The 16942-nt window shown below is 43.4% G+C and carries 14 protein-coding genes and 1 pseudogene; 5 read left to right on the forward strand and 10 right to left on the reverse strand.

Annotated elements, in window-relative coordinates:
• Positions 1–105 (forward strand): flagellin (locus R8O10_RS23200; protein WP_254661342.1); only part of this gene is annotated, 105 nt, incomplete at its 5' end.
• A gap of 116 nt (positions 106–221) precedes the next feature.
• Complete coding sequence (locus tag R8O10_RS23205) at positions 222–1346, forward strand: flagellin (RefSeq protein WP_213896442.1); 1125 nt, start codon at positions 222–224, stop codon at positions 1344–1346.
• A 96-nt stretch (positions 1347–1442) separates the two neighbouring features.
• Here the strand turns inward: R8O10_RS23205 and crr are convergent, their stop codons facing one another.
• The 5 genes from crr to cysZ all read right to left on the reverse strand — a co-directional run bounded on the left by crr (position 1443) and on the right by cysZ (position 6373).
• Positions 1443–1952 (reverse strand): PTS glucose transporter subunit IIA, encoded by a 510-nt coding sequence (crr, locus tag R8O10_RS23210; protein WP_005382041.1) that lies wholly within the window; start codon positions 1950–1952, stop codon positions 1443–1445.
• A gap of 121 nt (positions 1953–2073) precedes the next feature.
• Complete coding sequence (gene ptsI, locus R8O10_RS23215; protein WP_005389298.1) at positions 2074–3798, reverse strand: phosphoenolpyruvate-protein phosphotransferase PtsI; 1725 nt, start codon at positions 3796–3798, stop codon at positions 2074–2076.
• 140 nt (positions 3799–3938) lie between these two features.
• Positions 3939–4196: an HPr family phosphocarrier protein gene (locus R8O10_RS23220; protein WP_005382043.1), complete on the reverse strand. Its 258-nt coding sequence runs from the start codon at positions 4194–4196 to the stop codon at positions 3939–3941.
• Positions 4197–4496: 300 nt separating this feature from the next.
• Positions 4497–5465, reverse strand: coding sequence for a cysteine synthase A (gene cysK / locus R8O10_RS23225; RefSeq protein ID WP_005382045.1), 969 nt, complete (start codon positions 5463–5465; stop codon positions 4497–4499).
• 164 nt (positions 5466–5629) lie between these two features.
• Positions 5630–6373 carry a sulfate transporter CysZ gene (gene cysZ, locus R8O10_RS23230; protein WP_025998633.1) on the reverse strand — a complete coding sequence of 248 codons (744 nt, stop codon included), beginning with the start codon at positions 6371–6373 and terminating at the stop codon, positions 5630–5632.
• A 251-nt stretch (positions 6374–6624) separates the two neighbouring features.
• On the opposite strand from cysZ, the gene zipA reads away from it, so the two are divergent.
• From zipA to R8O10_RS23245, 3 genes are all read left to right on the forward strand, one after another.
• Complete coding sequence (zipA, locus tag R8O10_RS23235) at positions 6625–7581, forward strand: cell division protein ZipA (protein WP_042523140.1); 957 nt, start codon at positions 6625–6627, stop codon at positions 7579–7581.
• A gap of 90 nt (positions 7582–7671) precedes the next feature.
• Positions 7672–9684: an NAD-dependent DNA ligase LigA gene (ligA, locus tag R8O10_RS23240; protein ID WP_318191756.1), complete on the forward strand. Its 2013-nt coding sequence runs from the start codon at positions 7672–7674 to the stop codon at positions 9682–9684.
• 511 nt (positions 9685–10195) lie between these two features.
• Positions 10196–11605, forward strand: coding sequence for a hypothetical protein (locus R8O10_RS23245; protein WP_005382055.1), 1410 nt, complete (start codon positions 10196–10198; stop codon positions 11603–11605).
• An 840-nt stretch (positions 11606–12445) separates the two neighbouring features.
• Here R8O10_RS23245 and R8O10_RS23250 read toward each other — a convergent pair.
• From R8O10_RS23250 to bcsE, 5 genes and pseudogenes are all read right to left on the reverse strand, one after another.
• Positions 12446–12907, reverse strand: coding sequence for an NfeD family protein (locus tag R8O10_RS23250; RefSeq protein WP_005382058.1), 462 nt, complete (start codon positions 12905–12907; stop codon positions 12446–12448).
• A 3-nt stretch (positions 12908–12910) separates the two neighbouring features.
• Positions 12911–13828, reverse strand: coding sequence for an SPFH domain-containing protein (locus R8O10_RS23255; protein WP_213886802.1), 918 nt, complete (start codon positions 13826–13828; stop codon positions 12911–12913).
• 153 nt (positions 13829–13981) lie between these two features.
• Positions 13982–15607: a cellulose biosynthesis protein BcsG gene (gene bcsG / locus R8O10_RS23260; RefSeq protein ID WP_318191757.1), complete on the reverse strand. Its 1626-nt coding sequence runs from the start codon at positions 15605–15607 to the stop codon at positions 13982–13984.
• Positions 15607–15783 (reverse strand): hypothetical protein, encoded by a 177-nt coding sequence (locus R8O10_RS23265; RefSeq protein WP_172797322.1) that lies wholly within the window; start codon positions 15781–15783, stop codon positions 15607–15609. The genes bcsG and R8O10_RS23265 overlap by 1 nt, the downstream gene beginning before the upstream one ends.
• A pseudogene (gene bcsE, locus R8O10_RS23270) lies at positions 15780–16865 on the reverse strand (cellulose biosynthesis protein BcsE); the annotation flags it as partial. The pseudogene bcsE and the gene R8O10_RS23265, both read right to left, overlap by 4 nt.
• Positions 16866–16942: the final 77 nt, after the last annotated feature.

The following is a 16942-nucleotide window of genomic DNA, read 5'->3' on the forward strand; positions in this document are numbered from 1 at the left end:
GAAACGACGGCAATGACCAAATCACAAATTCTATCGCAAGCGTCAAGCTCAATCCTTGCGCAAGCGAAACAAGCGCCTAACTCAGCGCTAAGTCTGCTAGGTTAATCAATTTAACAAAGCAAGAAACCAAAGCCAGGCTCATCCCTGGCTTTTTGCTTATTGGCTATAACGATTCAGATGTGTCCTGACAGTATGTTCGATAAAGCATTCATATCGATTAGATGATCTCTTTAAATTCCAATGTTTCTGCGATGGTGGCGCAGAGACACCTGAGTCAAGCAGCTGCGCAAAATGTTGAGTCACAACGCAACCTAACTTCGGGGTTTCGAATCAACTCGGCGAGCGATGATGCGGCAGGTTTACAGATATCGAATACTCTCCATGTACAAACGAGAGGGCTTGATGTCGCCTTAAGAAATGCGCACGACGCTTTTTCTGTTGCTCAAACAGCGGAGGGAGCATTGCACGAAAGCAGTGACATATTGCAACGCTTACGCTCTCTGGGGCTTCAAGCAGCAAACGGCAGTTATGACTCAAGTGATCGGCAAAGTATTCAATATGAGGTCGTAGCGCTGCAAGATGAGCTTGATCGTGTCGCGATCACGACAACATTTGCGGATAAAAACCTGTTTGATGGATCTTACGGTTCACAAAGTTTCCATATTGGCGCGAACGCTAATTCAATCTCTTTGACGTTACGTAACATGCGTAGCCATATCCCAGAGATGGGAGGGCTGCATTATGTTGGTGATGCGGTCGATAAAGATTGGCGAGTCACTGGAGATAACCAAACTCTCAAAGTCGAATACCAAGACAGTAAAGGGCAAACCCAAACGGAATCCATTGGACTCAAATTGGGTGACCGTATAGAACAGGTCGCCACTTACATCAATGCTCAACAATCGATAGTGAATGCTTCAGTAACGGAAAACAACGAACTGCAATTCTTCTCTTCTACGATGGAGGCGCCAGAGGGTGTGGTTCTCGAAGGGAGTTTAGCGGATGAGCTTGATGTGAGCGCTGGTCAATTAGTCACAATGGATGACATTGATATGTCGACGGCAGGTAAGGCTCAGCTTTCAATTGGGGTGATTGATACAGCAATTAAGTACGTTGATTCGCACCGAAGTGAAATTGGCAGCTTTCAGAACCGTGTAAACGGCTCGATGGATAACTTAAATACTGTGAATCGGAGTGTTACAGAGTCCAAGAGTCGAATAAGAGATACAGACTTCGCAAGAGAATCTACGGAAATGGTGCGTTCTCAAGTGCTCCAAGATGCGACAACAGCATTATTGGCTCAGGCAAAGCAAAGGTCGAGTTCGGCACTTGGATTACTTAGCTGAGCGGATTTCATTGATGTAAGTCGATCAGAAATAAAATTTCAGGTAATAAAAAACGCTGCCAATGGCAGCGTTTTTTCGTGCTCGATTAAGTAAAAATTACTTAGTTACACGTAAAACTGGAGTTTCACCAACAGTTACAGAACCAGAAAGCTTGTTTAGCTCTTTGATTTCGTCCATGTTAGAGATAACAACTGGAGTTAGCGTTGACTTCGCTTTCTCTTCTAGAAGAGCTAGATCGAATTCAATTACAGTGTCGCCAGCTTTGACAGTTTGACCTTCTTCAGCGATACGTGTGAAGCCTTCGCCTTTTAGTTCAACTGTGTCGATACCGAAGTGAACGAAAAGCTCAACACCGTCGTCAGACTCGATAGAGAACGCGTGGTTAGTTTCGAAGATCTTACCGATAGTACCGTTTACAGGAGCTACCATTTTGTTGCCTGCTGGCTTGATAGCAATACCGTCACCAACGATTTTCTCAGCGAAAACAACATCTGGCACGTCTTCGATGTTTACAATCTCACCAGAAAGTGGCGCGATGATTTCGATAGCACCAGCGTCAGCGCTGTCATCAGATACAAGCTTCTTAAGTTTGTCAAACAGACCCATTGTGTCATGCTCCTAAGGTTTGGTTTTATTCTGTCGAATTATAGTATACCAATATAGCTCATTAGACGACTTTTTTCGCCGTCTAATGGCCATTAAGTATTGAATTACTTGGTACTACCAATTACTGAGCTTTCTCAGCAATAAACTTTTCTACCACGGCTTCGATTTCTTCTGCTGTCGGTAGAGAAAGGGCTTCTTCAGCCATTGCTTTCACTTCTGCGAAGTTAGAGTTACGAACTACTTTCTTCACTTTAGGGATAGAGATACCGCTCATTGAGAACTCGTCCAGACCCATACCTAGAAGTAGAAGTGTTGCACGCTCGTCACCTGCAAGTTCACCACACATACCAGTCCATTTACCTTCTGCGTGAGAAGCGTCGATAACTTGCTTGATCACAGTAAGTACAGCAGGTGATAGTGGGTTGTATAGGTGAGAAATCATCTCGTTACCACGGTCAACCGCTAGTGTGTACTGAGTTAGGTCGTTTGTACCGATAGAGAAGAAAGACACTTCCTTCGCTAAGTGGTGTGCGATCGCAGCAGCAGCAGGAGTTTCAACCATAACACCGATTTCGATGTTTTCGTCGAACGCGTGGCCTTCAGCGCGTAGCTCTTCTTTGTACTCTTCGATCGCTTTCTTAAGCTCACGGATTTCTTCGACAGAGATGATCATTGGGAACATGATACGCAGTTTGCCGTGTGCAGAAGCACGTAGAATGCCACGTAGCTGATCACGAAGGATTTCACGACGATCCAGACTGATACGTACAGCGCGCCAACCTAGGAATGGGTTCATCTCTTTTGGAAGATCCATGTATGGGAGATCTTTATCGCCGCCGATATCCATAGTACGGATGATCACAGCTTGACCGTTCATTGCTTCCGCAACTTCTTTGTACGCTTGGTACTGTTCTTCTTCAGTTGGTAGCGCAGTACGGTCCATAAATAGGAATTCAGTACGGTACAGACCAACACCTTCACCGCCGTTACGAAGGATACCGTCACAGTCTTTCACTGTACCGATGTTACCGCAAACTTCTACACGGTGACCGTCAGTCGTTTCTGCGTGTAGGTCTTTCAGTTTCGCTAGCTCTTCTTTTTCAGCTAGGAATGCTGCTTTAACCGCTTTCGCTTCTTCTAGCTCAGCTTCTGATGGGTTAACAACAATCTTGTTGTTCATTGCGTCAAGAATCAGCATGTCGCCATTCTTAACTTTCTTCGTGATGTCGTTAGTACCAACGATAGCTGGAAGCTCAAGTGAGCGAGCCATGATTGAAGTGTGAGAAGTACGACCGCCGATATCACAAGCAAAACCAAGCACGTAGTCTAGGTTGATTTGTGCAGTTTCAGATGGCGTTAGGTCGTAAGCAACAAGAATTACTTCTTCGTTGATATCGCTAAGCGAAACAATGTTGATGCCTAGTGCGTTCTTAACAAAACGAGAACCGATATCGCGGATGTCAGTTGCACGCTCTTTTAAGTATTCGTCGTCTAGAGACTCAAGAGCACATGCTTGCTCTTCGATCACTGAGTGGATAGCGTGATCAGCAGTCATCTTGTCGTTTTTGATAAGTGCTAGGATTTCCTCTTCTAGCTCTTCGTCTTCAAGAAGCATGATGTGACCTTCAAAGATCGCTTCTTTTTCTTCGCCAAACGTTTCAAGCGCTTTTTGCTTGATAGTTTCTAGCTGAGCTGCAGATTTGTTACGAGCGTCAAAGAAACGCTGAACTTCAGCTTCTACTTGATCGTCAGAAATAGTGTTTGTGTTTAGGACAATTTCATCTTCTTGAAGTAGTAGTGCTTTACCGATTGCAATACCAGGAGATGCTAGGATGCCTGAAATCATAGCCTTACCTTAAGTTTGGTCAACTTTATAAAACGGGAGAATAATGGGTGCGCTAACGAATAGTTTTAGCTTAGTTTTGAGCCTATTTCCAACGAAGCCATTTTGCTTTCACAAAATGGCTTCTGGAGTAGGAGACCGGATTAGTGTAGTTGGTCCATTAGAGCAACTAGGTGGTCAACTGCTTGCTGAGCTTGTGGGCCTTCAGCAGAAATAGTAACTTGAGTACCTTTTACTAGGCCTAGTGTTTGTAGTTTGAACAGGCTCTTAGCGCTAGCGCTTTTACCGTTAGAAGTCACAGTGATGTCTGCGTCGAATGCTTTTGCTTCTTTAACAAACTGTGCAGCTGGACGAGTGTGAAGGCCGTTTTCTGCTGTGATTTCTACTTGCTTCTCGTACATGTGATATACCCCAATAAATGTATTTTTTTGTTAGTTTGTGACCAGATTTTAGCTTAACTGCTTTACATCTTGTGCGCTAGCACGGGAAGAGTTCAAAGCGCGTCAGTTCTGATACTAGTCAAAAGTTTGGTAACTACGCAACTGTTTGCGTGCGTAATCACTTTGAAACCTTTTTGTGTTCTGCTTCTTTATTTTGAAGCTAGAAATAAAACACCCTGATATTACCAAAGGTAGGGCAGGGATCAACAAAAAAGCCCCTAAACGGGGCTTTTTTAAACTAAAAATTGATTTGAACACATATTATTGTTGGTTCTCTTTTTCGGTAAAGATACCTGCAAAGAGTGCTGTACTTAGGTAACGCTCACCGGAACTTGGCAAGACAGTTACAATTGTTTTTCCTTCAAATTCAGGTAGTTCCGCAAGTCGGTTCGCTGCAACAACCGCTGCGCCAGATGAGATACCAGCTAGGATACCTTCCTCTTCCATTAGGCGACGAGCCATCTCAATCGCTTCTTCTGAGGTAACTTGCTCAACACGGTCAATAATGTCTAAATCGAGGTTACCAGGGATGAAACCAGCACCGATACCTTGAATTTTGTGTGGGGCAGGTTGGATTTCTTCGCCAGCAAGTGCTTGTGCAATAACCGGAGACTCTGCTGGCTCAACTGCAACAGAAGTGATGGCTTTGCCTTTTTCACCTTTGATGTAACGGCTAGTACCTGTAATAGTACCGCCCGTACCAACACCAGCAACGAATACGTCGATTTCACCGTCTGTCGCTTCCCAAATCTCAGGGCCCGTAGTCTTTTCGTGGATTTCTGGGTTCGCTGGGTTGTCAAATTGTTGAAGAAGTAGGTACTTCTCAGGGTTGCTTGCTACGATTTCTTCTGCTTTAGCAATCGCCCCTTTCATGCCTTTCGCCGCTTCAGTCAGCTCAAGGTTCGCGCCTAGTGCTTTTAGTAGCTTACGGCGTTCTAGGCTCATTGATTCAGGCATGGTCAATGTTAGCTTGTAACCGCGAGCAGCCGCTACGAATGCTAGAGCAACACCTGTGTTACCACTGGTAGGTTCTACAAGCTCTACACCTGGCTTAAGAAGCCCCGCTTTCTCTGCTTCCCAAATCATGTTTGCACCGATACGGCACTTAACACTGAAGCTAGGGTTACGCGCTTCAATTTTCGCGAGAACTTTGCCTTTACTTACTTTGTTTAGACGAACGAGAGGTGTATTACCAATAGTAAGAGAGTTATCTTCGTAGATTTTGCTCATAGTGATGTTCCTTCATTACACGTTGTGTGAATATGGATAGAAGAATATGCGGTATGAAAAAAAGGGAAAAGGATTAAAAAGTTATATCTTATTAGGTTGGCCCAGAACTTGATAAAAGAAAAGGGAAAAGCTGGCGCTGATCCCTTTCCTTAATCTCTAATCGACTATCGTTGGTGCTTAAACTCCGCGACCCACATAGCGGTTGCACCACATATTGCTACAGGCATGACAATGAGGTTCAAAATTGGGATCGTCGTAAATACAGACACCAATACCCCAAAGCCATAGGCCTTACCTTGCTTTTGTTTCAATTTGTAACGCATGTCGTTAAATGGGATTTTGTGATTATCAAACGGGTAGTCACAATATTGAATCGCGAGCATCCAGGCGGTAAAGATAAACCATAAAAATGGTCCTACTGTTTGTCCAAGGGCAGGGATGAGCAATAACAGGAATAGGCCTATTGCTTTAGGTAAAATGTAAAGGAGCTTTCTCCACTCACGAGCTAAAACGCGAGGAACATCTTTCAGGACGGCAGTGAAACCATCATCATTTACTTTTTGTCCCGTTAAGTACTCTTCCACTTTTTCAGCCAAGAGGCCATTGAATGGCGCGGCGATAAAGTTCGCGAGCGTGCTGAAAAAATAGGAGAAGGTAGCGAGTATCGTCAGAGCGAGTAAAGGCCAAAGAATGTAAGTTAACCAGGATAAAAACTCAGGCAGCTGCCCAATCCAGCCTTCTATCCATATATTAAGGTTTGAAAATAGATAGAAGATGGCACCACCTACAAGCAAGATATTTGCAAGTAGAGGTAAGATGACAAAGCGCCTGATTTTAGGGGCAAGTGCCAATTGTATCCCGTATAGAAAATAACCGAACCCGGTTCTCTGCTGATTGTTTTGCTTCATGTCTATTTTGGCTTCGTGTAAATGAAAACTCATTGTACCTGTGAGGACTTTTCTTTCAATGCCCTGACAAATGACGTCTTGTTAAGTGGAATCGTGGCAAGAATCACAACAAAAAACGGAACTTCTTGCATTAAGTTGTTCTAAATCTACATATAGTTTTGGTAAAGTAAACGTATCATTCAGATTTATTGCACTTGGGTTGCTGCTCAAGGAACTGCGAGTAGTAAAAACAAGTATATTGAGAGTAAATAATGCAGGAATTGCGATTCGTACTCATTGTTGTTGGCGCATTAGCCATCGCGGCATTACTGTTTCATGGTTTATGGAGCAGTAAAAAAGAAGGCAAAGCAAAGTTTGGTAACAAGCCACTTGGTAAGCTGGATGTTGACCAAGAAGACAAAAATGATCTTGTTGAAAAAGAACGAGACTTCGCTCCCGCTCCTGAAGATGACTTTGAGATCATTCGCAAAGATCGCAAAGAACCAGATTTTGGGATGGCGAGCTCTTTCGACAACAAGTTTGAATCTGACCCGTTATTCGGTGGTCCATCTGAAGTCAAACAGACGCAGCAGGAGCCGGATGACATCCCTTCATTTGTTGCAGAAAAAGATAAAGAAGAGGACGTTGAGCCTGTTGTTCAAGCAACAGTAGCTGAAGAGCCATTCCAGCCTGCTGTGGAAGAAGACGTTATTCCCGCCGCGTTTGATATTACGGAGAAAGAACAGCAAGTCGAAACGGTTAGTGAGCCTGTCGTTGCAGAGCCTAAGGAAGAGCCAAAGCCAGAACCTGAAATGCAAGTGATTGTATTGAATGTGCACTGTGCTGGTGAAGAGCCATTTGTTGGTACTGCTTTATTTGAAAGTATGCAACAAAACGGTCTAATTTATGGCGAGATGGATATTTTCCATCGTCATGTTGACTTGTCCGGTAACGGCAAAGTGCTGTTTAGCGTCGCTAATATGATGCACCCTGGTACGTTTGAGCATGCTGATCCTGCTGAGTTTACAACGAAGGGTATTTCATTCTTCATGACATTGCCTTGTTATGGCGAGGCTGAACAGAACTTCAACTTAATGCTTCGAACTGCGCAGCAAATTGCTGATGACTTAGGTGGTAACGTACTTGATGACCAGCGCAACTTAATGACGCCAGATCGTTTAGCATCTTATCGACGTCAAATAGTTGAGTTTAATGCCGCTAACGCATAATCTTAACAGTAAATAATAATAGGGCTCCGGATGGAGCCCTTTTTCTTGGATTTCCCAACCTCACCGATTGAAAATACACGGGGCTTTACTATGTCTGAATCAGTACTTCAGCGACTAGAAGAACTAAAAGAGTCGTTGCATTACCACGCTGTGCGTTACTACGTGGAAGATAACCCAGAGATCCCTGATGCCGAGTACGACCGTTTAATGCGAGAGTTACTGGATATTGAAGCTGAGAACCCTGACTTAATAACCGTAGACTCGCCAAGCCAACGTGTCGGTGGGCAACCTCTCTCTGCGTTTAGCCAAGTGACACATGAAGTACCGATGCTTTCGCTTGATAACGCGTTTGATGATAGTGAACTCGATAGTTTCCACAAGCGCGCACAAGAGCGCGTGGGCAGCCAGAGTGTGAAAGAATACTGTTGTGAGCCTAAATTGGATGGACTCGCCGTAAGTTTGTTATATGAGAATGGCGTGTTAGTTCAGGCGGCCACTCGAGGCGATGGTACTACGGGTGAAAACATCACAGAGAATGTGCGTACGATTAAAGCCATTCCTTTAAAACTCAGAGGTAATGACTGGCCAAATCGTCTTGAAGTTCGTGGTGAAGTCTTTATGCCGAAAGCTGGGTTTGAAAAGCTCAATGAATTAGCAAGGAAGAAAGGCGAGAAAATCTTTGTTAATCCACGTAACGCTGCGGCAGGTAGCTTACGACAATTGGATTCACGTATTACGGCTTCTCGTCCGCTTAGCTTCTATGCATACAGTGTAGGCGTGGTGCAAGGCGCAGAATTGGCAGCAAGTCATTACGAACGCTTTTTGCAAATCAAATCTTGGGGACTGCCAATGTGTCCGGAAACTAAGCGAGTTGAAAGCTTGGCGGATGTAAAAGCTTACTACCAAGATATATTGCAGCGTCGTGATGCCCTCCCTTATGAGATCGATGGTGTCGTTATTAAAATTGACGATATTGCCGTGCAAGAGCGTCTGGGGTTTGTTGCTCGCGCTCCACGTTGGGCGATTGCCTACAAGTTCCCAGCACAGGAAGAAATGACGACACTGAATGAAGTGGAGTTCCAAGTCGGTCGCACTGGTGCGATTACACCTGTTGCTAAACTAGAGCCTGTATTTGTTGGCGGGGTAACGGTAAGTAATGCGACGCTTCATAACGCAGATGAGATAGAACGTCTGCAAGTCAAGATTGGTGATCATGTTGTGATCCGCCGTGCTGGCGATGTTATTCCCCAAGTCGTTTCTGTCATCAAAGAGCGTCGACCAGAAACAGCTCGAGATATTGTTTTCCCAACTCAGTGTCCTGTTTGTGGTTCGCATGTTGAGCGGATCGAAGGAGAAGCGGTAACACGTTGTATGGGGGGCTTAGTTTGCCAAGCCCAACGCAAACAAGCGCTAAAACACTTTGTTTCTCGTAAAGCGTTAGACGTTGACGGTTTAGGCGATAAAGTGATCGAGCAGCTTGTTGACCGTGAGATGGTGAAAACTCCTGCTGACTTATTTAAGTTATCTGCGGGGGTTTTAACCGTACTAGATCGCATGGGGCCAAAGTCTGCGCAGAATATTGTGAATGCGTTAGAAAAATCCAAAGAAACAACTTTACCTCGGTTTTTGTATTCACTGGGGATCCGTGAAGTTGGCGAGGCAACCGCAGCAAACTTAGCAATGCACTTTAAAACGTTGGGAGCGATCCAAAATGCTACCGAAGAGCAGTTGATTGAAGTGCAAGACATCGGTGCTGTGGTTGCTCAACATATTACGACTTTCTTTAGTGAAGAACAGAACCAAGCGGTGGTTAAAGATTTGTTTGAACAAGGAATTCATTGGCCAGAGATTAATACTACTGAGCAGGTGGGGGAATTACCATTAGAAGGTAAAACAGTAGTATTAACGGGAACACTTTCTCAACTGGGGCGTACAGAAGCCAAAGAAGCCCTCCAAGCACTGGGGGCTAAAGTGACGGGTAGTGTTTCTAAGAAAACCGATATTTTGTTTGCTGGTGAAAATGCAGGTTCGAAGCTCGCAAAGGCACAAGAACTGGGTATCGAAATTAAAACAGAACAAGACTTACTCGAATTGATGAATTAAGTCTTCTCAAAAAAGCTAAAAAATAACTAAAAGCCCCGTATGGTAAGCATGCGGGGCTTTTTCTTGTTCATAATTAAGTGTTTTTTTATTGAGCAATTGATGCCTTTGTTCTTTTCAGTGATCAAGATCGAACCTTGGGTTATTGGTTTTTTTGGCTTTTTTAGTCTGCGAGTGACTTCAAGTTGATACTTTCAAGCTAAATTTAAATATTTGATTTTAAATGATATTTTATTGCATTGTGTTGGTGTTGTTAAAAAATAAGATCTGGATCAATAAGTTATATGGAACTTTGGAGTGGCTCATATTTTTTTAGAAAAAAAATAAGTTCCATTTGGATGTTTTTAGCTGCGAAGTTAGTCTTAATCACGTGGATACACGGTGTGTATGCAGGAACTAAAAAAAGCCAAATTAGAAATAATGAGGTTTGATCAGGAATTTACTTCTCTCCTTCGGCGGCCAACTAAAGGTGAGATAGAAAAATACAGCTATATCCATTTTTAGGAGTTTTTCCATGGACAAATTTTTTAAGGTTTCAGCGTTAACCGCAGCAATGTTTGGTGTTGTTGCTGTCGCTCCAGCTACAGCGTCTACTGAAAGTGCAGCAGGTGGCGAGTACGTAGAGAAAGTGAACGAATTTATGCAAGACTCAAGTCTGAATGCATTATTCATAGTTGATACTCGTTCACGAACTCGTACAACAGGTAAGCCCGGCGGTGAAAATGGTGACCGTTGGAGTCGTCTAAACTACTCTTCTTACAACGCAATTTTAGACTTCACTTCTGGCTACCACGATGGTTGGGTGGGCGCAGATGTTGCGGCTTACTACTCTGGCGATCTTTACAACGATAGTCTTTACAATTCAAACGAAGGCTACTTATGTAACGAAATCTCAACTTGTAACAACCTAGACTGGGGTGCAGGTGATGGTCAGCAGCTTAAAGTTTACAAAGCAGCGCTGAAATTCAAAGCAAACGAAAACTTTAATGCTCGTTTCGGTATGTTACAGGCTGGTGGTAACGGTACAATCGGTAACGTTTGGAGCTTTGTACCTGGTACTTACCGTGGTTTCGAACTAAACGCTAAACTTGGTGATTTCAACCTAAGCTACTTTGGCGCAGACCAATTTACAGCACCTTGGCTGCTTCACGAAGATGATTACGCACCAGCGCTTTGGTCTGACACTTCATGGAGCTACCTACACTCTCTAGGCCTAAACGGTAACCTAACTGACAGCTTGTTTATGCAACTTGGTTTGGGTCAAGCTACTGGCGTTCAATATGCAAATGGTGTTGACTGGGGTGCAGGTCAAGTAACTAGCTACCACAACGAAACTGACAACACTTCTTACAAGGCTTACTTGAAGTACACTGTTAGTGACCGTACAACTCTAGCATTTGATTTCTACGGTGTTGACGATGATGTGAAATACGATGGTCTAGGTTTCCACACTGGTCTATCTTTGAATCAATCTTTCGGCAAGCTAGCTTGGATGTCTGAGTTGCGCTACACAGACACAGATAACCGTGCGGACTTCGTTCCTCGTACTATTCATACATATGGTATGAACAATGGTACTTGGTCTCAGTGGTGGGACGCGCTGTCTGACTGGAACAAAGCGGGTGAGCTAGCATGGTACAACCGTCTATCTTACAACCAAGGTAACGGCTGGAACTACTACCTAGGCTTTGGTTACGGTACTGGCGCAGACTCTGCAGCAAGCGGAGCATCAGGTGACTGGGATTACGAAAGCGAATACGCAGTTAACGCAACAGTATCTTACTCACTACAAAGTGGCGCGCTTAAAGGTTCTACCATTCGTTTACACGGTACAATCCTAGAACGTGATGAGTACGCAGGTGCTGGCGATGCGGATGAAACAGACTTACGTCTACAAGTTCTTATCCCTTACAGCTTCCACTAATACTTAATTAGATAATAAAAGGAGCCGCTAGGCTCCTTTTCTATTTCACTTCTCGGCCGTCGTATATTTTGCAATATAACGGTGGCAACATATGTACATTACCGTTTGGCAACTCACACTTTATCTCTGGGCCTAACGTACGACCACCGGATGCACCATTAGCATGAGTGGTTAACGGAATTATGGCAAAAGATATTACTAATAGACCAGATAAAAATCTCATAATAATCACCTTAATATAAACTTTAAATATCTACGTGCTTGTATAAACCGTGACTACGCAGAAAGGCAAGGTTGAATAGGGCTCTTATATCAAACTAAGCTCTTACTTCTTTACTATTCCCATTCCCCACCTCTAAATCGACACATTTCACTTGGAATATTCGTAACGTCGCCACTTGGCATCTTACATTCGACTATAGGTCCCAAATTAGTTGTACCGCCGTTTCCGTTGTTGTAGGCAAAGGAAGAAAAAGAAAAAATACCGCACAACATTAAAAAGAGAAGCTTATTCATAGTACATCCTCTTACTTACCAAATAAAAAGCACTCAACTTAAATGCTTATGCGTTAAGTATGTATCCGAGGATAAAAAGATCAAAAAATAATTCAATAAAGTTTTATTTTTTAAAATAAATTTAGATCGATAATTTACCTAGATATATTTCTATCTTATTGATTGTCGTGTGTTGAATAATTAAATAATAGGAAATGGTAGGTAGGGTATTAATAATATTACTAATACTTATTTTTTTCTCGATTTTAATTAAGGTAATGAAATGAAAGCAGTTGTTTAGATTAAAGTAATGGAGCATGATTTGCCCCATTACTTTGGCATAAATTAATTAGAATCAGGCTCAATGATTAAAATAATACCTTCAACATCGGTGATTCTTACGCGGGTACCGGCTGGAAGTGCTTGATCCGATTGTGCGGACCATGTGGTATCGGCTACCTTGATGCGATTGAGCCCGACGGAAAAGTCTTCTTCAAGGATAAGAGTACGCCCAATTAACTGCTTGTACTTTTGGTTCAGATCTCTTTCTTGGTCTTCTTGCTTGTCTTTAGACCATTGTCGTCGCCACCAAAGCCAGGTGGTGATTAAGCTGAAGCTTGCAAAGCAAAGCCATTGCAATTGCCAGCTCATTGGCAAAACGGTCATGATGGCTCCAACGATAAGTGCAGACATCCCGAGCCAGAGAAAATACCCTGCGGTACCAAGTAGCTCAACTGCTAAAAGAGCAAAGCCAAACGCTAGCCAATGCCAGAAAGAGATACCTTCCAACAAACTAAAAAAGTCCATAAATTATTCTTTATCTTGCTGTTTAAACATTTCTGCTATCCCTGCAACCGAGCCCATTAGTCCGGTTGCTTCTAATGGAAGCATAATGATTTTACCATTTTCGGCTTGACCAATGCTCTTGATCGCTTCGGTATAACCCTGTGCAATGAAGTAATTGACGGCTTGCATGTCACCTTTTGCAATGGCTTCGGAAACCATGTAAGTCGCTTTTGCTTCTGCTTGCGCGGCACGCTCACGTGCTTCTGCATGGAGAATAGCAGACTGCTTTTCGCCTTCAGCTTTTAATATCTCTGATTGTTTATGACCTTCGGCCTTTAATATCTCAGCTTGGCGAACCCCTTCTGCTTCAAGAATTTCCGCACGCTTATTACGCTCGGCTTTCATTTGCGCATTCATTGCAGCGGTCAGATCGGCTGGTGGCTGGACATCTTTAATCTCAATTCGTGTGACTTTTACGCCCCAAGGGTTTGTTGCTTGGTCAACAATTGCCAGCAGCTTGGAGTTGATCATGTCACGCTGACTCAGCATTTCGTCCAACTCCATTGAGCCTAAAACGGTACGGATATTGGTGAGAGTTAAATTTCTGATGGCATGTTCCAAATCGTTGACTTCATAAGCCGCTTTGGCAGCATCGATGACTTGAACAAATCCGACGGCATCAATAACCACGTTAGCGTTGTCTTTTGAAATAACTTCTTGCGCTGGAATATCAAGAACGCGCTCCATCATGTTGACTTTTTGCCCTATCTTATCAACAAATGGAATGATCAAGTTTAAGCCGGGTTTTAGCGTATGGGTGTAGCGTCCGAAGCGTTCGACTGTCCAGTTATTTCCTTGTGGCACCGTCTTAATGGCTGAAGATAAGATAACTACAGCAAGAACGACGAAAATACCGATGGTAATCAGTGAATCAATTGGCATGAGTTATTCCCTTAAGTGCATAATGTTCGATCCATTTTTACCTATTTATAGACAATAGACAATTGAAGTTCTGAGACCTTTGAGAGGTTATTGGTTTTTTATATGACAAAGGCCGGAAACACCGGCCTTCGTCATGGCATGGTTTTACTCTCGCTATTTTGCGGGGTATTCAATCCAACTTGAACCATCAAGAGAAACATAATACTTCCCTTGTACTTCAATCACAGTAGAGCCTGAGTTCTGCGCGACAACTCGTGTTTCTGGTAGGTTCTCTGTCAATATTGAAGGGCTAAACGTCTTACTTTGATAAATGTTTTTATCCAGGATATTCGAAACGAGCTGCGACAATGCCAGATAGCTAGATGGCTCGCTTACGTGTTCGGTGTCGCCCTGACGCTGAATTCCTTCTCCGAAGATTTTAATTCCTACCGGTGTATGAATGATTGTCGGTGCAGGAATTTCTCGCATACCTGAAATTTGCATGCGGTCTCCTCGCATACCACCACCATGTTCTGGTACCAAAGCGACAACGATGTTGCGTTTTGAGGACTCTAAGGTTTTAAAGAACGCGTGGAGGTCATCAAGCAAATTCTTAAGGTGCATTTTGTAGCTAGCAATAGATGTGCTTGAGTTCGCATTGATGATCCTGTTGCCATCATGTAGTGAAATTGAGTTGTAGAGTGCCACGACTTTGTCGTCACTACTGTTAAGTCTTTGCTGCCACCAGTTATCCAATACTTGCTTATCGCGGAAGATCGAAGAGCCATCAAAAGATTTTTGGTAAGGAGTTAAGCCTTCTTGAGACATAAGAGCCGCTTGTAAGTCGCCGTCTTTTTTGATCAATTCAAGGAAGCTATCAAAGACACCATTGTGGTTCATCAGTAAATTTTCTGTGAAGCCTAGTTCTTTCAAACTTTCGAACAAGTAGCACTGCTTTGATGGTGCTGGCTGGAACAGTTGGCTGTGTTCTTGTTGACCACAATTGGCTCGTAGCAGACGAATGACAGCAGGCCCACTGTATGACGTAGCGGAGCTAAAATTGTCGAACATGATGTCAAACTCTTTGAACAGAGGATGATCAGCCAGTCCTGCAATTTCGATGTCATCCCACGCGACCGAACAAATACTCAAGAACAGCAAATCAAAAGGAGCATCCATTGCGCTGTTGGTATCGAATGTTACATGTCGGGAAGCTTCTTTAGAAAAGAAATCTGCAGTTAACGTGTTGAGACTGGCATCATTAATTTCCGTTATTTGAGGTTGTTTGCTAGCAGTAACCTTGGTTGTTGGCTGTTGTTGGGCTACTTCTGCAGCCACTGTTGTCTGAGGTTCAGTCGTCATAGGAATACTTATATAGATCATCGCAATAACCACAAAGACTGAAACCCTAACAAACTTGCTCAAAATAAAGTACGCACCACACAAAGCGAGCAATCCGAGTATTGCTTGGAATGATAAAAATCGTCCCAAAAGCTCGACCAGATAACTCAATTCAAACTGCATTAACTGTCCCGCTTGAGCCCAAAGACGGTCTAGAGGAGGGAAATAAGAATCGTAATGCAAGAGCCACGCTGCGGCGACAAATGAAACGATATGGCGCACCGCATTTAGGCTTTTCATCGAGATAGGAAGCAAGATGAAGATCAACAGCGCAAAGTTTTCCATTGGATGGAAATCGATGATTCCTTGAAAATAGAGCGCTGTTTTTGCGATAAAGTAAATGTTCCACCAGCCCAATCCTATAGTGAGGGGGGTAGAGTCATGAGAATGCGATGTCATTACTTAAGCTTCTTGGTGTTAGTGGCTGATGTATCTAGCTCAAAATAGCGCGAGCGTTTTAAGTGTTTGTGGTAAAAGCGTCGGGTAGCGTTTACTAGGTCACGTAGAAAGTATCCTAGGAGTAGGCCAATACCTGAACTGATACACACGGTCAGTAAAAAATCGTTAATATTCATGAACGTTCCTTGAGCTCAATGGTTTTTTTCACAGCAAACAAAGGAGGAACATCAACCATAGAATTAATGGCGTTATGGAATATTTTCCTCTCTGTCGCCAGAGCTGAAACGTCGTCGGATATGACGGCTTCATCTTGAACGATGAATTTTAACTCTGTTTCGATATCTAATTGAGTATCAAACGTGTGAGTTGAGTGAAATAAGTCTCTCACTGGGAACTCAAATATATTGTTGAGTGCAATGTCAATATCGCTATGTCGAATAGCACTGAACAAGACATATAGAGCTTTGTTGCAGGCTGTCACAACGTCGCCATCTCTTCGAATATGGCAAAGACGTAAACATTCCTCTGCCGTCATACCTGGTAATAAGTTCAGCTTGATAAGCGCAAAGTTCACATTTGAGTGTGTTGAGTGGGAAATGACGTCAATACAGTATTGGCTAAAGTCCTGGTTTTGTAAGTAGCCTTTGCTACCAAACTTAAGGTCATACTTTAAGAGCGCCTCTAAACTGTCAGGAATTGGGCGTGTAAGCATCTGGCCTTGAATTGCTTCAACCTGAGTCATAAAGCGCATTGGGGGGATTTGCGCGTGAGAAATGAAGTTTGCCCCCGAGCGAAGTAAGAACTTTTCATCTGCATATCTCAGACATTGTTGGGTCTCCCTGACAATAATCTTTAGCTGACGGCCATACGCGGACCTTAAACGGTAGCAGTCTAACGCGATCTGTTGAACTTCGCTTTGGTTATCACAGCTGAAAACAATAGTTGAAGAGCGAGGGTTGTTTAACATCGCTATGAGCTCTTGATTACTCTCAGCCATACTCATCCCTTTTGGTGCTTTCTCGCTTTCTCTGAAGGCTCCTCTGCTGATATATATTCTATCACTATCCGACTTGTCTTCCTGTATGGCACGAGGCTGATGGGTTTCGTAAGACGTTGCTTTTAGCTTCTTATCTTTAGTGTTAGAGAGAAGGTATTCGTCTTGGGAAATTACACCGTGTTTATTGGACCAAAAATCCACAAGATAGCAGTAGCGAGCATCATCAAATGATGTCATGGTCGCCAAACCGGCGATGTATCTAGGCTTTGTTGCTTAAATCGATGGAACTAAATCAAAAAGATACGATCTGATCGGCTACACCCATCAAGCATCGTAGC

Source organism: Vibrio sp. 1727 (assembly GCF_033344415.1).
In the GTDB taxonomy this organism is placed as follows: Bacteria; Pseudomonadota; Gammaproteobacteria; order Enterobacterales; family Vibrionaceae; genus Vibrio; species Vibrio alginolyticus.

Bases quoted from the DNA above. Each gene is read 5' to 3' on its own strand.
- R8O10_RS23245 (WP_005382055.1), top strand. From the start codon at position 10,196: ATGGACAAATTTTTTAAGGTTTCAGCGTTAACCGCAGCAATGTTTGGT.
- crr (WP_005382041.1), bottom strand. From the start codon at position 1,952: ATGGGTCTGTTTGACAAACTTAAGAAGCTTGTATCTGATGACAGCGCT.
- bcsG (WP_318191757.1), bottom strand. From the start codon at position 15,607: ATGACATCGCATTCTCATGACTCTACCCCCCTCACTATAGGATTGGGC.
- cysZ (WP_025998633.1), bottom strand. From the start codon at position 6,373: ATGAAGCAAAACAATCAGCAGAGAACCGGGTTCGGTTATTTTCTATAC.
- R8O10_RS23250 (WP_005382058.1), bottom strand. From the start codon at position 12,907: ATGGACTTTTTTAGTTTGTTGGAAGGTATCTCTTTCTGGCATTGGCTA.
- R8O10_RS23255 (WP_213886802.1), bottom strand. From the start codon at position 13,828: ATGCCAATTGATTCACTGATTACCATCGGTATTTTCGTCGTTCTTGCT.
- ptsI (WP_005389298.1), bottom strand. From the start codon at position 3,798: ATGATTTCAGGCATCCTAGCATCTCCTGGTATTGCAATCGGTAAAGCA.
- R8O10_RS23220 (WP_005382043.1), bottom strand. From the start codon at position 4,196: ATGTACGAGAAGCAAGTAGAAATCACAGCAGAAAACGGCCTTCACACT.
- R8O10_RS23205 (WP_213896442.1), top strand. From the start codon at position 222: ATGATCTCTTTAAATTCCAATGTTTCTGCGATGGTGGCGCAGAGACAC.
- R8O10_RS23265 (WP_172797322.1), bottom strand. From the start codon at position 15,783: ATGAATATTAACGATTTTTTACTGACCGTGTGTATCAGTTCAGGTATT.
- zipA (WP_042523140.1), top strand. From the start codon at position 6,625: ATGCAGGAATTGCGATTCGTACTCATTGTTGTTGGCGCATTAGCCATC.
- cysK (WP_005382045.1), bottom strand. From the start codon at position 5,465: ATGAGCAAAATCTACGAAGATAACTCTCTTACTATTGGTAATACACCT.
- ligA (WP_318191756.1), top strand. From the start codon at position 7,672: ATGTCTGAATCAGTACTTCAGCGACTAGAAGAACTAAAAGAGTCGTTG.